Source organism: Streptomyces curacoi (assembly GCF_001513975.1).
GTDB classification, from domain to species: Bacteria; Actinomycetota; Actinomycetes; order Streptomycetales; family Streptomycetaceae; genus Streptomyces; species Streptomyces curacoi.
Genome location: NZ_KQ947985.1, coordinates 403,422 through 422,684, shown reverse-complemented (window position 1 = coordinate 422,684; position 19,263 = coordinate 403,422). Strand labels below are relative to the sequence as shown.

Annotated in this window: 17 protein-coding genes; 8 read left to right on the top strand and 9 right to left on the bottom strand. The window is 70.4% G+C overall.

Annotation, left to right across the window (positions count from 1 at the left end; all coding sequences use genetic code 11):
- Window positions 1-221: 221 nt before the first annotated feature.
- On the bottom strand, window positions 222-1,985 hold the full coding sequence (aspS, locus tag AQI70_RS07375) for an aspartate--tRNA ligase (protein WP_062145692.1): 1,764 nt from the start codon (window positions 1,983-1,985) through the stop codon (window positions 222-224).
- Between the two features lie 180 nt (window positions 1,986-2,165).
- Between aspS and AQI70_RS07370 the strand changes: the two genes are divergently transcribed.
- Window positions 2,166-4,352, top strand: a complete 2,187-nt coding sequence (locus AQI70_RS07370) for a SpoIIE family protein phosphatase (protein ID WP_062145690.1) — start codon at window positions 2,166-2,168, stop codon at window positions 4,350-4,352.
- Here the strand turns inward: AQI70_RS07370 and AQI70_RS07365 are convergent.
- The 3 genes from AQI70_RS07365 to AQI70_RS07355 all read right to left on the bottom strand — a co-directional run bounded on the left by AQI70_RS07365 (window position 4,268) and on the right by AQI70_RS07355 (window position 8,210).
- Window positions 4,268-5,380: an AI-2E family transporter gene (locus AQI70_RS07365; protein ID WP_062145689.1), complete on the bottom strand. Its 1,113-nt coding sequence runs from the start codon at window positions 5,378-5,380 to the stop codon at window positions 4,268-4,270. The genes AQI70_RS07370 and AQI70_RS07365 overlap by 85 nt on opposite strands.
- 129 nt (window positions 5,381-5,509) lie before the next feature.
- Window positions 5,510-6,490: a pirin family protein gene (locus tag AQI70_RS07360; RefSeq protein ID WP_062145687.1), complete on the bottom strand. Its 981-nt coding sequence runs from the start codon at window positions 6,488-6,490 to the stop codon at window positions 5,510-5,512.
- A gap of 190 nt (window positions 6,491-6,680) precedes the next feature.
- On the bottom strand, window positions 6,681-8,210 hold the full coding sequence (locus AQI70_RS07355; protein ID WP_062146506.1) for an MFS transporter: 1,530 nt from the start codon (window positions 8,208-8,210) through the stop codon (window positions 6,681-6,683).
- 177 nt (window positions 8,211-8,387) lie between these two features.
- Here AQI70_RS07355 and AQI70_RS07350 point away from each other — a divergent pair, with 177 nt between their 5' ends.
- The gene (locus tag AQI70_RS07350; RefSeq protein ID WP_062145685.1) at window positions 8,388-9,113 is read left to right on the top strand and encodes a TetR/AcrR family transcriptional regulator C-terminal domain-containing protein; all 726 of its coding nucleotides are present in this window, start codon (window positions 8,388-8,390) and stop codon (window positions 9,111-9,113) included.
- A gap of 2 nt (window positions 9,114-9,115) precedes the next feature.
- On the opposite strand, the gene AQI70_RS07345 is transcribed toward AQI70_RS07350, so the two are convergent.
- Window positions 9,116-9,592, bottom strand: a complete 477-nt coding sequence (locus AQI70_RS07345) for an SseB family protein (protein WP_003999609.1) — start codon at window positions 9,590-9,592, stop codon at window positions 9,116-9,118.
- Window positions 9,593-9,759: 167 nt separating this feature from the next.
- On the opposite strand from AQI70_RS07345, the gene AQI70_RS07340 reads away from it, so the two are divergent.
- The 4 genes from AQI70_RS07340 (at window position 9,760) to AQI70_RS07325 (ending at window position 14,291) form a co-directional block, all read left to right on the top strand.
- Window positions 9,760-10,608, top strand: coding sequence for an intradiol ring-cleavage dioxygenase (locus tag AQI70_RS07340; protein ID WP_062145683.1), 849 nt, complete (start codon window positions 9,760-9,762; stop codon window positions 10,606-10,608).
- Between the two features lie 129 nt (window positions 10,609-10,737).
- The gene (locus tag AQI70_RS07335) at window positions 10,738-12,564 is read left to right on the top strand and encodes an acyl-CoA dehydrogenase (RefSeq protein WP_062145681.1); all 1,827 of its coding nucleotides are present in this window, start codon (window positions 10,738-10,740) and stop codon (window positions 12,562-12,564) included.
- Window positions 12,565-12,677: 113 nt separating this feature from the next.
- Entirely contained in the window at window positions 12,678-13,976 is a 1,299-nt protein-coding gene (locus AQI70_RS07330; RefSeq protein ID WP_062145679.1) for a M18 family aminopeptidase, read from the top strand.
- Between the two features lie 60 nt (window positions 13,977-14,036).
- A complete protein-coding gene (locus tag AQI70_RS07325; RefSeq protein ID WP_003999613.1) occupies window positions 14,037-14,291 on the top strand; it encodes a DUF6458 family protein in 255 nt (84 codons plus the stop codon).
- On the opposite strand, the gene AQI70_RS07320 is transcribed toward AQI70_RS07325, so the two are convergent.
- Complete coding sequence (locus AQI70_RS07320) at window positions 14,279-16,177, bottom strand: thioredoxin-like domain-containing protein (RefSeq protein ID WP_062145676.1); 1,899 nt, start codon at window positions 16,175-16,177, stop codon at window positions 14,279-14,281. The two genes, AQI70_RS07325 and AQI70_RS07320, sit on opposite strands and share 13 nt — an antisense overlap.
- A 29-nt stretch (window positions 16,178-16,206) precedes the next feature.
- Window positions 16,207-16,593, bottom strand: a complete 387-nt coding sequence (locus AQI70_RS07315) for a cupin domain-containing protein (RefSeq protein WP_062145675.1) — start codon at window positions 16,591-16,593, stop codon at window positions 16,207-16,209.
- Between the two features lie 52 nt (window positions 16,594-16,645).
- On the opposite strand from AQI70_RS07315, the gene AQI70_RS07310 reads away from it, so the two are divergent.
- Window positions 16,646-17,638 (top strand): GlxA family transcriptional regulator, encoded by a 993-nt coding sequence (locus tag AQI70_RS07310; RefSeq protein ID WP_062145673.1) that lies wholly within the window; start codon window positions 16,646-16,648, stop codon window positions 17,636-17,638.
- Window positions 17,635-18,132: an LURP-one-related/scramblase family protein gene (locus AQI70_RS07305; RefSeq protein ID WP_062145671.1), complete on the top strand. Its 498-nt coding sequence runs from the start codon at window positions 17,635-17,637 to the stop codon at window positions 18,130-18,132. Before AQI70_RS07310 ends, AQI70_RS07305 begins: the two co-directional genes overlap by 4 nt.
- 13 nt (window positions 18,133-18,145) lie before the next feature.
- On the opposite strand, the gene AQI70_RS40600 is transcribed toward AQI70_RS07305, so the two are convergent.
- Both AQI70_RS40600 and AQI70_RS07300 read right to left on the bottom strand, forming a co-directional pair.
- Window positions 18,146-18,268 (bottom strand): hypothetical protein, encoded by a 123-nt coding sequence (locus AQI70_RS40600; RefSeq protein ID WP_279616743.1) that lies wholly within the window; start codon window positions 18,266-18,268, stop codon window positions 18,146-18,148.
- Window positions 18,265-19,083 (bottom strand): carbon-nitrogen family hydrolase, encoded by an 819-nt coding sequence (locus tag AQI70_RS07300; RefSeq protein ID WP_062145669.1) that lies wholly within the window; start codon window positions 19,081-19,083, stop codon window positions 18,265-18,267. The genes AQI70_RS40600 and AQI70_RS07300 overlap by 4 nt, the downstream gene beginning before the upstream one ends.
- Between the last annotated feature and the right edge of the window lie 180 nt (window positions 19,084-19,263).

Below are 19,263 nucleotides of genomic sequence, written 5' to 3'. Positions count from 1 at the left end.
GTACTCCTTCAGCCAGGCCACCTCCGGCGTCCCCGGCGCCTCCGAGACCGACGACTTCTTTTTCGGCCCTTCGGCCGTCTGGTTTCCCGTCATGGGCAGGGAAGTCAGGGACGGCGCCGGTCAGGAGCATGGGTAAGAGCTGGGTGAGAGCCCTGCATGAGCGCCGTGAACGAAAGTGGCTCGGAACCGACGCCGGTTCCGAGCCACTCCAGTGCCGGGATCTACTTCGGCTGCGGCTTGCGCACCGACAGGTGCAGCTCCTTCAGCCGCGCCTCCTCCAGCTCCGTCGGCGCGCCCATCATCAGGTCCTGGGCGTTGCCGTTGAGCGGGAAGGCGATGGTCTCGCGGATGTTCGGCTCGTCGGCCAGCAGCATCACGATGCGGTCCACGCCCGGCGCGATGCCGCCGTGCGGCGGGGCGCCGAAGCGGAAGGCGCGCAGCATGCCGGCGAACTTCTCCTCGACCGTCTCACGGTCGTACCCGGCGATCTCGAATGCCTTGAGCATGATCTCCGGCTCGTGGTTCCGGATCGCGCCGGAGGACAGCTCGACGCCGTTGCAGACGATGTCGTACTGCCAGCCCAGGATGTCCAGCGGGTCCTGGGTCTCCAGGGCCTCCAGACCGCCCTGCGGCATCGAGAAGGGGTTGTGGGAGAAGTCGATCGCGCCGGTCTCCTCGTCCTTCTCGTACATCGGGAAGTCGACGATCCAGCAGAACCGGAAGACGCCCTCCTCGAAGTGCCCGGCCCGCTTGGCGGCCTCCACCCGCACGGCGCCCATGATCTTCGAGACCTCGTCGAACTCGCCCGCGCCGAAGAACACGGCGTGGCCGGCCTCCAGACCGAGACGCTCGGTGAGGACCTTGATGTTCTCCTCGGTGAGGAACTTGGCGATCGGGCCGGTCAGCGAACCGTCCTCGGCGACCCGCACCCAGGCCAGGCCCTTGGCGCCCAGCGAGATCGCGAACTCGCCGAGCTGGTCGAAGAACTTGCGGGGCTGGTCCTGGACGGCCGGAACGGGCAGCGCGCGCACGTGCTTGCCGGCGAACGCCTTGAACTCGCTGTTCTCGAAGATGTCGGTGATGTCGACGAGCTCCAGCTGGGCGCGCAGGTCCGGCTTGTCGGAGCCGTACTTCAGCATCGCCTCGCGGAACGGGATCCGCGGGAAGGGGGACGTGACGTGGCGGCCGCCGCCGAACTCCTCGAACAGCTCCGTCATCAGCTTCTCGACGGGCTGGAAGACGTCCTCCTGCTCGACGAAGCTCATCTCGATGTCGAGCTGGTAGAACTCGCCCGGCGAGCGGTCCGCGCGCGCGTCCTCGTCACGGAAGCAGGGCGCGATCTGGAAGTAGCGGTCGAAGCCCGAGATCATCAGCAGCTGCTTGAACTGCTGCGGCGCCTGGGGAAGGGCGTAGAACTTGCCCGGGTGCAGGCGGGAGGGGACGACGAAGTCGCGGGCGCCCTCGGGGGAGGTCGCGGACAGGATCGGCGTCGCCATCTCGTTGAAGCCGAGCGCCGTCATCTTGTGGCGGATCGCCGAGATGACCGCCGTACGCAGCATGATGTTGCGGTGCATGCGCTCGCGGCGCAGGTCCAGGAAGCGGTACTCCAGGCGCCGCTCCTCGTTGACCCCGTCCTCGGTGTTGATCGTGAACGGCAGCGGGGCGGCCGCGCCGAGCAGCTCGACCTCGCCGACCTCCACCTCGATCTCGCCGGTGGGCAGGTCGGGGTTGATGTTCTCGGCGCCGCGGGAGACGACCTTGCCGTCGACGCGGAGGGTCGACTCCTTGGACAGCTTGTCGAGAGCCTCGTACGCGGGCGTGCCGGGACGGGCGACGAGCTGCGTGATGCCGTAGTGGTCGCGCAGATCGATGAAGAGGATGCCGCCCAGGTCGCGCCGATTGTGCAGCCAGCCACTCAGCCGGACGTCGGTGCCGACGTCAGAGGAGCGGAGCTCGCCGCAGGTGTGGGACCTGTACCGATGCATCGTCGTTCATCCAGTCTTCGCGGATCGGGGGGCGTGTTTCACGTGAAACTTCCCCCAAGCCTACCGGGGACCCCAAGATCGCCTCCCCACCATTTCCCCGCGCCCATGGGCTCCCTCCGGACCGGATGCCCCATACAGCTTCGGTGGCAGTGTGCGATCACCTGTTCTTAAAGTAGGGCAATGCGCACTGGTGAGGCCCTGCCCGCCGTGGGGGAGGTTCTCGCCGCCCTCGCGACCGGACTGTGGCACTGGAACACCGCCACCGGACTGGTCACGGTCGACGCGGAGGCGGCACGGCTGCTCGGGCTGCCCGCCGAGCAGAGCACCCTGAGCCAGGCCCAGGTGCGCGCACGGCTGCATCCGGTCGACTGGAACGAGATCAGCGGAGTGATCCAGCTCGCGGTCGCCGAGGGCACCCTCGGCGAGGTGCGGGTGCGGATCATGGACGAGCGGGGCCGGGTCGTCCGGGTGGGCCGCAGCCGCTTCCACGCCTCCTTCGATCGCAAGAAACGGTCGTACGAGGTGACGGGCTCCCTCCAGGAGGTCACCGAACCGACGCCGGGCACCCCCGCCGGGCGTACGGCGGTCACCGGCGACTGGCGGCGCTCGCGGGAGGCGTTCCTGCTGGACGCGGGCCGGGCACTGGCCGAGGCGCGGTCGACGGCGGAGGTACTGCGGGTCGCGGCCGGCCTGTCGATGCCGGGCTTCTCCCCGGACGGCCTCGCGGTGTTCGGCGTCACGGGCGACCGCCTGACGATCATCGGCCACCACGGCCACCAGCCCGGCGACGAGAGCCCCTTCTCGCACATGGCGCTGGACACGGACTACCCGGCCGCGGAGGTCGTGCGCACCGGCCGTGCCGTCTACCTCTCCTCACCCGAGCAGTACAAGGACCGCTATCCGGTCACCTGGCCGCTCGCCGCGCACTTCAACCGACAGTCCTGGGCGTTCCTGCCGCTGACCGTGGCCGGCCGCACGATGGGCGCCTGGATGGCGGCCTTCGCCTATCCGGTCGCGTTCACGCCCGACGAGCGGTCCGTGCTGACGACGGTCGCCCGCATGCTCGCCCAGGCCCTCTCCCGCGCCGAGGCCACCGAGTCCGCACAGGAACTGACGGACGGCCTCCAGCGCTCGATGCTGCCCAAGCTGGGCCCGGAGATACCGGGCATGAGCGTCGCCGCGCGCTATGTCCCGACCGGCGGCGGGCTCCAGGTCGGCGGCGACTGGTACGACATGATCCCGCTGCCCAACGGCCGCTTCGCCCTGGTCATCGGTGACGTCCAGGGCCATGACGTCCGCGCGGCGGGCCTGATGGGCCAGCTCCGCATCGCGCTGCGCGCCTACGCCTCCGAGGGCCACCGGCCCGACGCCGTCCTCTCCCGTGCCTCCCGCTTCCTGCACGGGATGACGTTCGGCTCCGTCGACGAGGACCCCTCCGACCTGCGCTTCGCGACCTGCCTGTACGTCGAGGTCGACCCCACGACCGGCCTGCTGGACATCGCCCGCGCCGGCCACCCCGACCCGGCGATCCGCATGACCGACGGCACGGTGCTGGCCCGCCCGACGGCCGGCGGTCTCCCGCTGGGCATCGACCCGGACGCCGACTACCCGACGACCAGGATCACCCTGGAACCCGGCGAAACGATGCTGATCTGCACGGACGGCCTGATCGAGACCGGCGGCCACGACCTGGAGACCGGCTGGAAGCGCATCCGCACGATCCTGGAGGAGCACGACGGCGACCTGGAGGAGCTTGCCGACGCCCTCGTGCAGGCCGTGCACGGCCCGTCCTCGCACCACACCACCGGCCCGCTCGCCGACCGGCGCGAGGACGACATAGCGGTGCTGCTGCTGTGCCGGCAGGGGGAGGGGTGCGGCTGCGGCGACACGGTCGCCGTCCGGCCGACGGTCCGCCGCACCATGCTGTCGGTCGCGCAGGCCGAACCGGAGCGGGTCGCGGTGGCCCGTCAGCACCTGCGGGAGCTGCTGCACGACTGGGGGTCCGAGGACCAGGTGGACTCGGCGGTCCTGCTCCTGTCAGAGATGCTCACGAACGTCCTCGTCCACACCGACGCGGACGCCCTGCTCCTCGCCGAGGTGCGGGGCGAGCCGGGGGACCGCCGGATGCGTGTGGAGGTGACGGACACCAGCGACGACCTGCCGCACAAGCGCCGGCCCGGGGAACTGGCGTCGTCCGGGCGGGGCCTGATGCTGATCGAGCTGCTGGCGGACGCCTGGGGCGTGGACCCTCGCGGGGAGGGCAAGAGCATCTGGTTCGAGCTCTACGAGTCCAAGGGCGCCGACGGTGCCGGGGGCGCCGACGGACCGGGAGGCTCGGGCGGGCCGGTGGGCGCCGAGTTCGCGTAACGCTCCCGCAGTTCGTGTGCGACGCCGAAGGCGGCGGCGGTGAGGGGCACGGCGAGCAGCATGCCGAGGATGCCCGCCACGGACGCCCCCGCGGTGATCGCCACCATGACCACGGCCGGGTGCATCTGCACGGTCCGGCTCTGGATCACGGGCTGCAGCACATGCCCTTCCAGCACCTGCACGGCGAGCACCACGCCGAGCGCCCACAGCGCGATGACGAACCCCCGCTCGGCGAGCGCGACCAGCACGGCGACGGCTCCCGAGATGAAGGCGCCGAGATAGGGGATGTAGGCCAGGACGAAGACGAGCGCCCCGAGCCCGACGGCGCCCGGAACGTCGAGGACGAGCAGCCCGACGGTGATGCAGATGGCGTCGATGAGGGCGATGAGGGTCGTCCCCCGCATGAACCCCTCGACGGCCCGGAACGCCCGCCGGGCCATGGCCTCCGCGAGATCGCCGTTCCCGCCGGGGACGACGGACCGCAAGGTGTCGGCCGCCCGGTCGGAGTCCCGCAGGAAGAAGAAGACCAGCAGCAGCGCGAGTACGGCCATGGCGATGCTCTCGCCCACGACGCTCACGCCGCTGATGACCCCGGAGGCGGCCGTCCCGCCGAACTTGCTGAGCAGTTCCCTGGCGTTGGAGGCGACGTCGTCCAACGACGTCCCGGCGGCCCCGAAGTGGTCGGCGAGATCCTGGGCCGCCTGCTTGAGCGAGGCGACGATCTCGTCACCGCTGGCGACGATCGCGGCGGCCACGATGTACACGGCCCCGCCGACGACGGCCACGACAGCGACGCAGGTGAGCCCGGCGGCCAGGGACCGGTTCACCTTGGCCTTCACCAGCCGCCGGTGCAGCGGCCCGAGCAACGCCGTCCCGAGCAGCGCGAGCAGCACGGGCACGACGGCCGTACGGAACTCGTCGGCCAGCCGGATCCCGACGTAGACGACCCCGGCGACGAGGAGCACCACGGCGCACCAGGCGGCGAGCCGCCGGACGGGGTCGGGGAGCAGCGGGGTGGGGGCCTGCACGGTTCCAGCGGATCATGAACGGGGCCGTGCTGTCGTGTGCGGGCGGACCGGCCGGGTGACGGGAGGCGAAAGGCCCGGAGCCGCGACGATCGCGTCGCGGCTCCGGGCCCGGTCGCAGTACGGCAGGGGTCAGGCCCCGGCCGGTCCGCCCGCGGTCATGCCGTGCACGGCCGGGATCGTCCCGAGCCGGCCCTTCTGGAAGTCCTCGAAGGCCTGCTGGAGTTCTTCCCGCGTGTTCATCACGAAGGGGCCGTAGTGCGCCATCGGCTCCCGGATGGGCTGTCCGCCGAGCAGCACGACCTCCAGGTCCGGCGTGTGCGCGTCCTGCTTCTCGTCCGCGCGGACGGTCAGCGAGCCGCCGTTGCCGAAGACCGCCGTCTGTCCGAGGTGGACCGGCCGGCGCTCCGCGCCCACCGCGCCCCGCCCGGCCAGGACGTAGGCGAGGCCGTTGAAGTCCTCGCGCCACGGCAGGGTGATCTCCGCGCCCGCGGCGAGGGTCGCGTGGATCATCGTGATCGGGGTGTGGGTGATACCGGGGCCCTGGTGGCCGTCCAGCTCGCCCGCGATGACGCGCAGCAGCGCGCCGCCGTCGGGGGAGGTGAGCAGCTGGACGTTGCCGCCGCGGATGTCCTGGTAGCGGGGCGCCATCATCTTGTCCCGGGCCGGGAGGTTCACCCACAGCTGCAGACCGTGGAAGAGACCGCCGGACATGACGAGGGACTCCGGCGGCGCCTCGATGTGCAGCAGGCCGGAGCCGGCCGTCATCCACTGGGTGTCGCCGTTGGTGATGGTGCCGCCACCGCCGTTGGAGTCCTGGTGGTCGAAGATCCCGTCGATGATGTAGGTGACGGTCTCGAAGCCGCGGTGCGGGTGCCAGGGGGTGCCCTTGGGCTCGCCCGGCGCGTACTCCACCTCGCCCATCTGGTCCATCATGATGAACGGGTCCAGGTAGCGGTAGTTGATCCCCGCGAACGCCCGGCGCACCGGGAAGCCCTCGCCCTCGAAACCGCTCGGCGCGGTCGTGACGGCGAGCACGGGACGGGCCACGGCCTCCGCGGGCGCGGCGACACGGGGCAGCGTCAACGGGTTCTCGACGGTCACTGCAGGCATGTCGGTACCTCCTTGTGCGGCCAGTTTAGTTGAGCATTGAACTTCTAGCCACCCCAACACGAGAAGCCCGGAGGGCATTCCCTCCGGACACAGCCGAAGGCCGGCACCCGCGGGGGGTGCCGGCCTTCGTCGTGAGGACCCGGTGTGTGGGGAGGGGCCCAGCCTCCCAGGACGAGCTGGGCCTGCGGGGTCAGACGACCGCTTCCGGCCGCTCCTCGGGCGTACGGTCCCCCTCGGGGGTGCGGTCCGCCGCCTCCGGCTTCCGCCGGTCGTCCCGCATCACCAGCGTGGCCAGCAGCGCCGCCGCCAGGACACCGATCGCGCTGACCGTGAAGGTGGTGGACATCGAGGCGATGAAGGCCTCGCGGGCCGCCGCGACCAGACCGGCGTCGCCGTCGGCCACCGCCCCGGCGATCGAGTGCTTCGCCTCGCCCCGCACCCCCTCGGGCATCCGGTCCGCGAAGCCGCTCGACAGCAGCGAGCCCAGGATCGCGATGCCCAGCGCGGTACCGGCCTGCTGGATGGTGTCGTTCAGGGCCGAGCCGACGCCCGCCTTGTCCTCGGGGATGGTGCCCATCAGCGCACCGACCGCGGCCGGCATCGCGAGGCCCGCGCCGAGACCGAGGAGGCCGAGGGCGACCGCCGGGACGGTGAAGCCGGAGTCCGCCGAGACGGTGGTCAGCAGGGCGAAGCAGGCCACCATCACGAGCATCCCCGCGAGGATCACCCACCGGTTGCCGTACTTGGCGGCGAGCTTGACGCCCACGCCGTTGCCGAGCAGGGCCGTGACCGCCAGCGGCAGGAAGGCCAGGCCCGCCTTGATCGGCGAGTAGCCCAGCACGAACTGCAGGTACTGGGTGAGGACCAGCAGCAGACCGCCGTTGCCGATCTGGACGAGGGCCAGGGAGAGCGAGCCGCCGCTGAAGTTGCGGTGCCTGAACAGGACCAGCGGGACCATGGGGGCCTTGGTGACGTTCTCCCAGATCACAAAGCCGACCAGGGAGGCGAGCGCCACCACCAGGGTGACCGTGGAGCGGCCGCCCAGCGCCCCGTGCTGCGGGAGCTCGATGATCCACCAGACCAGGGCGGTCATACCGGCCGCCGACAGCACCGCGCCCAGCGGGTCGGCCTTCTGCCAGGGGGCCTTGGACTCCGGCATCAGCGTCAGACCGGCGACGATCGCGAGCGCCACGACCGGCACGTTGATGAAGAAGATCGACTGCCAGGAGAAGTGGTCGATCAGGACACCGCCCAGCACGGGGCTGCCGACGAGGCCGAGCATGGACACCGAGCTCCAGGCCGCCATCGCCTTGCCGCGCTCCTCCTCGTCGAAGACGGTGATGAGGATCGAGAGGGTGGACGGCATGATCAGCGCCCCGCCGACCCCCATCGCGACACGTACGGCGATCACCTCGCCGGGACTCGTGCACCAGGTCGCCGCCAGTGAGGCCGCTCCGAACAGCAGGAGCCCGATCAGCATCACCTTCCGGCGCCCGAACCGGTCGCCGAGGCTGCCGGAGGTGAGCAGGAGACCGGCGAAGACCAGGATGTAGGAGTCCAGGATCCACTGGGTCTGCTGGGCGCTCGCCCCGAGGTCCTCGGTCATCACGGGCACCGCGACGGTCAGCGCCATGCTGTCGACGACCAGCACCAGCGTGCTCAGGCAGAGCACGATCAGGATCCACCAGCGGCGTGGATTACGGGTTTCCAAGGCGTCCATGACGTTCCCCTCCGGCTTCGTGAACACCGTTCCTTCGATGCGAACACTGTACGCATACCGGAACGGTGTTCGCAAGCAGTGATTCCTGTACGCTGAATGCGAACGCCGTACGCAGCAGGTCGGGCCGCAAGAGGCCGTACAAGAGCCGCACACGAGGCCGTACGAGAAGGAGCTCCGATGACGACGAAGCCGAGCCCCATCCCCTCCGTCTGGGCCCGCCCCCAGCGCGAACCCGACCAGCCCACGCTCAGCCGCGCCACGATCGTGCGCGAGGCGATCGCCATGCTGGACGCCGAGGGCGTCGAGGCACTGAGCATGCGCAAGCTCGCCACCCGGCTGAACGCCGGCGCCGCCTCCCTCTACCGGCACGTCGCCACCAAGGACGAGCTGATGGAGCTGGCCGTCGACGAGGTCGCAGCCGAGATCCACGTACCGCCCGCGGACGGCCCCGACTGGCGCGCGGCCGTCGGCGAGGCGGCCCGTTCCTTCCGCACGACGGCGCTACGGCATCCCTGGCTGTCCTCGGTCCTCGGCCAGGCGGGGCTGGCCTACCTCGGCCCCAACCTGATGTCCTTCAACGAGCAGCTGGCCGCCCTGTTCACGGCTGCGGGGTTCCCCGAGCCCGAGCGCGCGATCGAGACCGTGCTGTCGTACGTCATGGGCATCAGCACCACGGAGGCCGCCTGGCTGAGCACGGTCGCCCGCTCCGGTGAGACCGAGGCCGACTTCATCGCCCGTCTCATGCCCGCGGCCCAGCAGGCCGCCGCCGGCCACGCCCACCTCGTCGCCTCCTACGCCGAGGCCGAGACTGCCGCCTTCGACCCCGCAGCCCTCCGCGACGAGAAGTTCACCTACGGCCTGGAGGTCGTCCTCGACGGACTGGCCCTGCGGCTGGCCCGCTGAGGTCAGCCGTACATCCGGCGCATCGCGAACTCGACCATCTGCTCCACGGCCTTCGCGTCGAAGACCATCCGGTGCTCGCCCTCCATGTCCAGGACGAAGCCGTAGCCGGTCGGCAGCAGGTCGATCACCTCGGCGCCGGTGATGACGAAGTACTTGGACTCCTTGCCCGCGTACCGGCGCAGCTCCTTCAGCGAGGTGAACATCGGGATCACCGGCTGCTGGGTGTTGTGCAGGGCGAGGAAGCCGGGGTTGTCACCGCGCGGGCAGTAGACCTTCGACGTGGCGAAGACCTGCTGGAAGTCCTCGGCGGACATCTGCCCGGTGGTGAAGGCCCGCACCGCGTCCGCGAGCGAGGGCGGGGACGGCTCGGGGTAGAGCGGCGGCTGCTGGCCGTACCCGCCGACGCCGCCGGGCTGCTGCGGCGGGGCGTACTGCTGCTGTGCAGCACCGCCATCCATGGGCTGGCCGTATCCGTACATGGGCGCAAGCGTACCGAGAGCGGCCGGCCCGGCGGGCCGGTACGGGTGCCCTGGCAAACCGACAGCGACTTGACAGCCACCGTCCTGGTTTCGCACAGCTGCCGCTCATAGCGTCTGTCCTGCCGAGGGAGTTCCGGAAACGGCCCCGCACCGAGAGAGGGACAGCCATGCGCCGACACCACGACGACGAGGTCCACGAGCACGACAGAGGCCTCTCTTACGACCTTCCCGTCCTCGCCCGCCGCCGCATGATCCGCCTGATGGCGGGCGCGAGCCTGGTCCCGCTGGTGGGATGCAGCTCGCAGGAGGAGACCGCGGCGACCTCCCCGTCCCCCTCGTCCTCCTCCTCGGCCGCCGCTTCCAACGGCTCCTCCTCGTCCGCCGAGTGCGCGACCATCCCCGAAGAGACCGCCGGCCCCTTCCCCGGCGACGGCTCGAACGGCGTGAACGTCCTGAAGGAGAGCGGGGTCGTCCGCAGCGACATCACCAAGAGCTTCGGCGACTCCGCGGGCGGCACCGCCGAGGGCGTGCCGCTGACCGTCACGCTGACGGTCGTGGACGCCGCGTCCGGCTGCGGCACGCCGAAGCAGGGCGCCGCCGTCTACCTGTGGCACTGCGACCGCGAGGGCAACTACTCCCTGTACTCCGGGGGCGTCACGGAGGAGAACTATCTGCGCGGTGTCCAGGAGACCGACGAGAAGGGCCAGGTCACCTTCAGGAGCGTCTTCCCCGGCTGCTACTCCGGCCGCTGGCCGCACATCCACTTCGAGGTCTACGGCAGCCTGGCCGACGCCACGGCGGCCACCTCCATCACGAACACCTCGCAGCTCGCCTTCCCGAAGGACGTCTGCGACACGGTGTACGCCACGGACGGCTACGACGCGAGCGTGCGCAACCTGAGCAGCCTCTCCCTGGAGACGGACGGCATCTTCAGCGACGGCCACGAACAGCAGCTGGCGATCATGAAGGGGGACACGGAGGAGGGCTACACGGCGACGCTGACGGTTCCGGTGTGACCCGTCACAGATGTCGGGATCGGGGTTGCGTCTTATTACTGACGGGTAGCATCATCGTAGCTACTTGTTGGTACGTGAACTAGCGCGAGGATCCAAGTGCCTCGCCGATCTCTCTACGGAGCCGTCGCCATGGGGCACTACAAGTCGAATCTCCGCGACATCGAGTTCAACCTCTTCGAAGTACTGGGACGCGACAAGCTGTATGGCACCGGCCCGTTCGAGGAGATGGACACCGAGACCGCGAAGAGCATCCTCGAGGAGCTCACCCGCCTCGCCGAGAACGAGCTGGCCGAGTCCTTCACGGACGCCGACCGCAACCCGCCGGTATTCGACCCCGAGACGAACACCGCGCCGGTGCCGACGTCCTTCAAGAAGAGCTACCAGGCCTTCATGGACTCCGAGTACTGGCGCCTGGGCCTGCCCGAGGCAATCGGCGGCACGACCGCTCCCCCGTCGCTGATCTGGTCGTACGCGGAGCTGATCCTGGGCTCGAACCCGGCCGTGTGGATGTACTCCTCCGGCCCGGCCTTCGCCGGGATCCTCTACGACGAGGGCAACGAGGTCCAGAAGAAGATCGCCCAGATCGCCGTCGAGAAGCAGTGGGGCTCGACCATGGTCCTCACCGAGCCGGACGCCGGCTCGGACGTGGGCGCCGGCCGCACCAAGGCGGTCCAGCAGGAGGACGGCTCCTGGCACATCGAGGGCGTCAAGCGCTTCATCACCTCCGGTGAGCACGACATGACGGAGAACATCCTCCACTACGTCCTCGCCCGTCCCGAGGGCGCCGGCCCCGGCACCAAGGGGCTGTCGCTCTTCCTCGTCCCGAAGTACCTCTTCGACTTCGAGACCGGCGAGCTGGGCGAGCGCAACGGCGTCTACGCCACGAACGTCGAGCACAAGATGGGCCTGAAGGCCTCCAACACCTGCGAGATGACCTTCGGCGACCAGCACCCGGCCAAGGGCTGGCTGATCGGCGACAAGCACGACGGCATCCGCCAGATGTTCCGGATCATCGAGTTCGCCCGCATGATGGTCGGCACGAAGGCGATCTCCACGCTGTCGACCGGCTACCTGAACGCGCTGGAGTACGCCAAGGAGCGCGTCCAGGGCCCGGACCTGGCGAACTTCATGGACAAGACCGCGCCCAAGGTCACCATCACCCACCACCCGGACGTGCGCCGCTCGCTGATGACGCAGAAGGCGTACGCGGAGGGCATGCGCTCGCTGGTGCTCTACACCGCCTCCGTCCAGGACGCGATCGCCGTCAAGGAGGCCGCCGGCGAGGACGCGAAGGCCGAGCACGCGCTGAACGACCTGCTCCTGCCGATCGTGAAGGGCTACGGCTCCGAGAAGGGCTACGAGCAGCTCGCCCAGTCGCTGCAGACCTTCGGCGGCTCCGGCTTCCTGCAGGAGTACCCGATCGAGCAGTACATCCGCGACGCCAAGATCGACACCCTCTACGAGGGCACGACCGCGATCCAGGGCCAGGACTTCTTCTTCCGGAAGATCGTCCGCAACCAGGGCGCCGCGCTGAACTCGCTCGCCGAGGACATCAAGAAGTTCCTGGCGCTCGGCACGGGCGGCGAGGAGCTGGCCACCGCCCGCGAGCACCTCGCGAAGGCGGCCGTGGAGCTGGAGGCGATCGTCGGTCTGATGCTGACCGACCTCGCGGCCACCGAGCAGGACGTCAAGAACATCTACAAGGTGGGCCTGAACACCACCCGACTGCTCATGGCCTCCGGTGACGTCGTCGTCGGCTACCTGCTCCTCAAGGGCGCCGCGGTCGCCGCGGAGAAGCTGCAGACGGCCTCCTCGAAGGACAAGGCGTTCTACCAGGGCAAGATCGCGGCGGCGAAGTTCTTCGCGGCCAACGTCCTGCCGGGCGTGACCGGTGCGCGCAAGCTCGCCGAGGGCGTCGAGCTGGACCTGATGGAGCTGGACGAGGCGGCGTTCTAACCGCTCGTTCCAGCCACCCGTTCCAGTCACTCACGGACAATCCACATCGCCCTTACGAGGGCCCGCTCCCCTTGACCGGGAGCGGGCCCTCGTACGTCGTTAAGGTGAACCCCATGAGCGAACCCCCCCGCTTCGACCGCGGCCACACCGACGACCTCATGTCCTTCCTGGCGGCGAGCCCGTCGCCGTACCACGCCGTGGCGAACACCGCCGAGCGGCTGGAAAAGGCCGGCTTCAGGCAGGTCGCGGAGACGGACGCCTGGGACGGGTCGAGCGGCGGCAAGTACGTGCTGCGCGGTGGCGCGATCGTGGCCTGGTACGTCCCCGAGGGCGCGGTCCCCCACACGCCGTTCCGGATCGTCGGTGCGCACACCGACTCCCCGAACCTGCGGGTCAAGCCGCTGCCCGACAGCGGGGCGCACGGCTGGCGGCAGGTGGCCGTGGAGATCTACGGCGGGCCCCTGCTCAACTCCTGGCTCGACCGCGACCTGGGCCTGGCGGGCCGCCTCACGCTGCGGGACGGCACGACGCGGCTGGTGAACGTGGACCGTCCGCTGCTGCGGGTTCCCCAACTCGCGATCCACCTGGACCGTTCCGTGTCGGCGGAGGGGCTCAAGCTCGACAAGCAGCGCCATCTGCAGCCCATCTGGGGCCTGGGCGACGACGTGCGCGACGGCGATCTGATCGCCTTCCTGGAGGAGACCTCGGGGATCGCGGCCGGCGAGGTCACCGGCTGGGACCTGATGGTCCACTCCGTGGAGGCACCGGCCTATCTGGGCCGGGACAAGGAGCTGGTCGCGGGCCCGCGCATGGACAACCTGCTGTCCGTGCACGCGGGCGCGGCGGCGCTGGCCGCGGTGGCGGGCTCCGGTGCCGGACTGCCCTGCATCCCGGTCCTCGCCGCCTTCGACCACGAGGAGAACGGCTCGCAGAGCGACACCGGTGCCGACGGGCCGCTGCTGGGCAGTGTCCTGGAGCGCTCGGTGTTCGCGCGCGGGGGGTCGTACGAGGACCGGGCGCGGGCCTTCGCCGCCACGGTCTGTCTGTCCTCCGACACGGGCCACGCGGTCCACCCCAACTACGCGGAGCGCCACGACCCGACGCACCACCCGCGCGTCAACGGCGGCCCGATCCTGAAGGTGAACGTCAACAACCGCTACGCGACCGACGGTTCGGGCCGGGCGGTGTGGGCGGCGGCCTGCGAGAAGGCGGACGTGCCCTTCCAGTCCTTCGTCTCCAACAACTCGATGCCCTGCGGCACGACGATCGGCCCGATCACCGCGGCCCGGCACGGCATCAAGACCGTCGACATCGGCGTGGCCATCCTGTCCATGCACAGCGCCCGCGAACTGTGCGGCACGGACGACCCGCATCTGCTGGCGAACTCGCTGGTGGCGTTCCTGGAGGGGTAGTCCGCCGGGGTATGGGTACCCGCCTCCGACCGGAACCACCGGACAGGGAGGCGACAACTCATGGGCCTCGGCGGGTGCATCATCCTCATCGCCGTGGGAGCCATCCTCACGTTCGCGACCGACTGGGAGATGGAGGGTGTCAATCTCGACCTGGTCGGGATCATCCTGATGATCGTGGGTCTGATCGGCACCACGACGTTCAGCAGCATCGCCCGGCGCAGGCGCGTGGTGGTGCCGCCCACGACGCCGGTCATCAACGACGAGACGCACCACCACCATCGGCGGGACGGATACAGCGACGGTTACGGCGTCTGAGACTCCGTACCGCTGTCCATCGCGCCGTCCATCCCGGCGAGCACCAGCGGAAGGCGAGGGGCGCCCCCGGCCGTGAGACGGACGGGGACGCCCCAGTCCTGCTGGTGGACATGGCAGGCCGGGTACTCGTTCGCTGGGTCGTCGTCACATGAGGCGGCCATCGCGGAGACATGCAGGACGCCTTCGGCGACAGCCGGGTTCAGCTCCAGGGTGCGGGAGAGGTCCGTGTCCGCGCCCTCGCCGGAGAGCAGCAGCTCGGGCGGGGTGGCGGAGACCAGGAGGCGGGTCGAGGGGCCGATGGGGGTGCCCCCGCGCGAGTCGGTTCGAGCGTGGGGGAGGGTGTCGAGCTTCTGGCCCGCCGGGGCCTGGAAGATCACGTCCAACTGGAGCTTGCCGGGCGCGACTTCGGTGGCGGCGCGCTGGGTGCGGTGGGCGACCGCCGCGACGCGTACGGCCTCTTCCGGCAGGCGCAGCCTGGTCAGCCGGTGCCGGGCCGACTCCACCACCACGATGTCGTCGCCGTCGAGCACCGCGTCCGACGGCTCCCGCAGGTCCGTGGCCAGGGTGGTGACCTCGCCGGTCGCGGGGTCGTAGCGGCGCAGGGCGTGGTTGTAGGTGTCGCTGACGGCGATCGAGCCGTCGGGGAGTGCGGTGACGCCCAACGGGTGCTGAAGCAGGGCCTCTTCGGCCCGCCCGTCGCGGTGCCCGAAGTCGAACAGGCCGGTGCCCACGGCGGTGTGGACGGTGCCGTCGAGGTCGATCCAGCGCAGGGCACTGGTCTCCGAGTCGGCCAGCCACAACCGCTCGGGGGTCGCCGCGAGGCCCGACGGCTGGGCGAACCAGGCCTCGGGGGCGGGGCCGTCGACGATGCCCTCGTTCGTCGTGCCGGCCATGACGGAGACGGTGCCGTCGGCGGGGTCGTAGGCCCAGAGCTGGTGGACGCCGGCCATGGCGATCCAGAGCCTGCCGTTCCACCAGGCCACATCCCAGGGCGAGGAGAGACTGACGTCCCTTCCGGGACCTGACGTGGCCTGCCCCTGCATCCACTGGAAGCCGGTACCGGCAAGGGTTGTGGTCCTGCCCGTCGCCGGATCGAAGCGCCGGATCAGGTGGTTGACCGTGTCGGCGACCGCCACTGTCCCGTCCGGCAGCAGAGCCAGCCCCTGCGGTTCCTGGAACCGGGCCCGGTCCGCGTAACCGTCGGTGCTGCCACGGCTGCCCTGGCCGATCCGCCGCACGACCGTCTCCCCGTCGCCCGCCAACTCGACCAGCTGATGCCGAGTGGTGTCACTGACCAGGAAGTTGCCGGACGGCAGCAGCAGGGCCTTGCCCGGGAACCGCAGCACCGTGGGCTCCGGCTCCGGCGCCACGTACGGCCCGTCACCGCGCCGCAGGGTGCCCTTGGCCTCGTGCTCGGCCTCCAGCTCGCTGACGAGCCGCTCGATGGCGTGCACATGCCCCTCACCGGCGTGCTGCGCGACGACATACCCCTCCGGGTCGATCACGACCAGCGTCGGCCATGCCCGCACCGCGTACTGCTTCCAGGTGGCGAGCTCGGGGTCGTCGAGGACGGGATGCTCGACGCCGTACCGCTCCACGGCGTCCACCACCGCCCGGTGGTCGGCCTCGTGCACGAACTTCGGCGAGTGCACCCCGATGACGACCACGGTGTCCCGGTGCTTGTCCTCCAGCTCCCTGAGCTCGTCCAGGACATGCAGGCAGTTGATGCAGCAGAACGTCCAGAAGTCGAGGATCACGATGCGCCCCCGCAGGTCGGCGAGGCCGTACGGGCGGCCGGCCGTGTTCAGCCAGCCGCCCTTGCCGATCAGCTCGGGGGCGCGGACGCGGACGCGACGGGGGGTCGGGGCCGGGGATGAGTCGGTCATGGCTCAAGCGTGCCACCCGGCACCGACAGTCACGTCAGCGCGTGCCCCGTGGTGGCGTCCACATGGTCGGGTACGTCGTCGTGGCGGTCGCCGACGGTGAGGGTGCCGGTGGGTTCGAAGAGGAGCAGGGCGGTGGGGACGGGGGCGTACGGCTTGTGCTCGGTGCCGCGCGGGACGGTGAAGACGCTGCCCTTCGCAAGGACGACCGTGCGTTCCCCGGCGGGCTCCCGCAGGAAGATGTGCAGCTCGCCCTCCAGGACGAGGAAGAACTCGTCGGTGTGGTCGTGCACGTGCCAGAGGTGTTCTCCCTCGACCTTCGCGATGCGTACGTCGTAGTCGTTGACGGCGGTGACGATGCGGGGGCTCCACCGGTCGGTGAAGGAGTCGAGGGCGTCGGACAGCGAGATGGGTTCCATGGGCTCATCGTCGGCCGTGGTGCGGGCACCGCACGAGTGCTAGAAATCGCATATGCCGCAACGATCCTCTCAGCAGCCGCATCGCGTGGTCCTCGTCGTCGACGAGAACTCCAACCCCTTCGAGATGAGCTGCGCCATCGAGGTCTTCGGCCTGCGCCGCCCCGAACTTGGCCGGGAGCTGTACGACTTCCGGCTGTGCGCCGCCGAGCCGCTGACGCGGATGCGGGACGGCCTGTTCACACTGACCGGGGTGGCCGGTCTGGAGGCCGCCGAGGAGGCGCAGACGCTGATCGTGCCGAACCGGCCGGACGCCGAGGCCCCCCGCTCCCCCGAGGTGCTGGACGTCGTACGCCGGGCACACGCGCGTGGCGCCCGTCTGCTCGGCTTCTGCTCGGGGGCGTTCACGATCGCGGAGGCCGGGCTGCTGGACGGGCGGCGCGCGGCGTGCCACTGGATGTGGGCCGAGGCCTTCCGGGCCCGCTTCCCCCAGGTCCGTCTGGAGCCGGACGTCCTGTTCGTCGACGACGGTGACATCCTGACGGCCTCCGGGAGCGCGTCCGCACTGGACCTGGGCCTGCACGTCGTACGGCGTGACCACGGCGCCGAGATCGCCAACCACGTCTCCCGGCGGCTCGTCTTCGCCGCCCACCGCGACGGCGGCCAGCGGCAGTTCGTGGAGCGGCCGGTCCCGGACGTGCCGGACGAGTCGCTGGCCCCGCTGCTGGCCTGGGCGCAGGAACGGCTGGGCGGACCGTTGACGGTGGCCGGCCTGGCGGCGCGGGCGGCGGTGTCGCCGGCCACTCTGCACCGCCGCTTCCGGGCGCAGCTCGGGACGACGCCGCTGGCCTGGCTGACGGGAGAGCGGGTGGCCCTGGCGTGCCGGCTGATCGAGCGCGGGGAGGAACGGCTGGACGTGGTGGCGGCGCGCAGCGGACTCGGCACCGCGGCGAACCTGCGCGCCCGCCTGCGCCGCGAGACCGGACTCAGCCCGTCGGCCTACAGACGGCGTTTCGGGCCGGGCGGCGGGGAATCCCTCGTGCCATGAGATTCCTCGTACGCGACCGGCTCCTCGGCTTCGGTGACGACTACTGGATCGAGGACGACCGGGGCAACAAGGTGTTCCTCATCGACGGCAAGGCGATGCGGCTGCGGGACACCTTCGAGCTGAAGGACACGCAGGGGCGTGTCCTCATCGACATCCACCAGAAGATGTTCGCCCTGCGCGACACGATGGTGATCGAGCGGGACGGCCGACCGCTCGCGACGATCCGCCGCAAGCGGCTGTCCCTGCTGCGCAACCACTACCGGGTGTCCCTGGCCGACGGCAGCACGGAACTCGACGTCAGCGGCAAGATCCTCGACCGGGAGTTCGCCATCGAATACGACGGCGAACTGCTGGCCGTCGTCTCCCGCCGGTGGCTGCATGTGCTGGAGACGTACGGCGTGGACGTCGTCCGGGACGACGCGGACCCGGCGCTGCTGATCGCCGTCACGGTGTGTGTGATCCACCTGGCGGAGAAGGAGCGGGGGGACTCCTAGGGTCAGACGGGCCCTAGCGGTGCTGCGGACGGACGGGCGTGCCCTGGAGGCCGGGTCCCGTGCCGCGGCGGAGGCGCTGCCGGTGGTGGACGGCACCCTGCGGCTGACGGCCGGCGGGGTCGGTCTCGCTGGTCATCGTCGAGGGGTCCCGAGCCCCAGCACCCGGTCCTTCAGCGCCGGGAACTGCTCGCGCGTCACCGCGACCTTCCCCGGGTCGAACTCCACCGTGAGGACCTGCTCCCCGGCGCCGGCCTGCGCCAGCACCTCGCCCCACGGATCCACCACGATCGAGTGACCGGCCTGTGGAACTCCCGCGTGCGTGCCGGCCGTTCCACAGGCGAGCACGAACGCCTGGTTCTCCACCGCCCGCGCCTGAGCCAGCAGCGTCCAGTGCGCCCGGCGGCGCTCCGGCCAGCCCGCCGGAACGACCAGGGTCTCGGCGCCGGCGTCGACGAGACCGCGGAACAACTCGGGGAAACGGAGGTCGTAACAGGTGGCCACGCCCAGGGTGGTCGAGGGCAGACGAACCGTCACCAGTTCCTGCCCCGCGCCCATCAGCACCGCCTCGCCCTTGTCGAAGCCGAACCGATGGATCTTTCGGTACACGGCGGCCAGATCACCGGAGGGGGAGAAGACGAGAGAGGTGTTGTAGAGCGGCCCGTCGCCCGCGGCGGAGCCGCTGTCGGATGCCGTGCGCTCGGGGATCGAGCCCGCGTGCAGCCACACGCCCGCGTCGCTGGCGGCCTTGGCCATCGCGTCGTACGTCGGCCCTTCGAGCGGCTCGGCCTCGCTGCCGAAGTCCTCGTAGGCGAACGCCCCGGTGGTCCACAGCTCGGGCAGCACGACCAAATCCGCCCTGGCCTGTTCCCGTACCAGCGAGGCGACCCTCAGCCGACGCGATTCGACCGATTCGCCCTCGTTGACGTCGATCTGGAGCAGAGAGGCGCGCACACTACCACCGTCCTGGCAATCGAGCGGTCCACAATGGCTTCCCCGCGGGCCTACGATCGTCACACGAAAGCACTGCCGGGGTGCCTCACAGCAGCGTAACTTAGCGTTCCGAGACACCCGCCGACAGCAGCCGCCTCCCACTGGCAACGCCGCCACAACCTGCCCGCGTACCGACGTACC

Excerpts from the sequence above, each read along its gene's own strand:
- AQI70_RS07325 (WP_003999613.1), top strand. The coding sequence starts at position 14,037 with ATGGGCCTCGGCGGGTGCATCATCCTCATCGCCGTGGGAGCCATCCTC.
- AQI70_RS40600 (WP_279616743.1), bottom strand. The coding sequence starts at position 18,268 with ATGACCAGCGAGACCGACCCCGCCGGCCGTCAGCCGCAGGGTGCCGTC.
- AQI70_RS07340 (WP_062145683.1), top strand. The coding sequence starts at position 9,760 with ATGCGCCGACACCACGACGACGAGGTCCACGAGCACGACAGAGGCCTC.
- AQI70_RS07320 (WP_062145676.1), bottom strand. The coding sequence starts at position 16,177 with ATGACCGACTCATCCCCGGCCCCGACCCCCCGTCGCGTCCGCGTCCGC.
- aspS (WP_062145692.1), bottom strand. The coding sequence starts at position 1,985 with ATGCATCGGTACAGGTCCCACACCTGCGGCGAGCTCCGCTCCTCTGAC.
- AQI70_RS07360 (WP_062145687.1), bottom strand. The coding sequence starts at position 6,490 with ATGCCTGCAGTGACCGTCGAGAACCCGTTGACGCTGCCCCGTGTCGCC.
- AQI70_RS07305 (WP_062145671.1), top strand. The coding sequence starts at position 17,635 with ATGAGATTCCTCGTACGCGACCGGCTCCTCGGCTTCGGTGACGACTAC.
- AQI70_RS07310 (WP_062145673.1), top strand. The coding sequence starts at position 16,646 with ATGCCGCAACGATCCTCTCAGCAGCCGCATCGCGTGGTCCTCGTCGTC.
- AQI70_RS07355 (WP_062146506.1), bottom strand. The coding sequence starts at position 8,210 with ATGGACGCCTTGGAAACCCGTAATCCACGCCGCTGGTGGATCCTGATC.
- AQI70_RS07335 (WP_062145681.1), top strand. The coding sequence starts at position 10,738 with ATGGGGCACTACAAGTCGAATCTCCGCGACATCGAGTTCAACCTCTTC.
- AQI70_RS07350 (WP_062145685.1), top strand. The coding sequence starts at position 8,388 with ATGACGACGAAGCCGAGCCCCATCCCCTCCGTCTGGGCCCGCCCCCAG.
- AQI70_RS07370 (WP_062145690.1), top strand. The coding sequence starts at position 2,166 with ATGCGCACTGGTGAGGCCCTGCCCGCCGTGGGGGAGGTTCTCGCCGCC.
- AQI70_RS07315 (WP_062145675.1), bottom strand. The coding sequence starts at position 16,593 with ATGGAACCCATCTCGCTGTCCGACGCCCTCGACTCCTTCACCGACCGG.
- AQI70_RS07330 (WP_062145679.1), top strand. The coding sequence starts at position 12,678 with ATGAGCGAACCCCCCCGCTTCGACCGCGGCCACACCGACGACCTCATG.
- AQI70_RS07345 (WP_003999609.1), bottom strand. The coding sequence starts at position 9,592 with ATGTACGGATACGGCCAGCCCATGGATGGCGGTGCTGCACAGCAGCAG.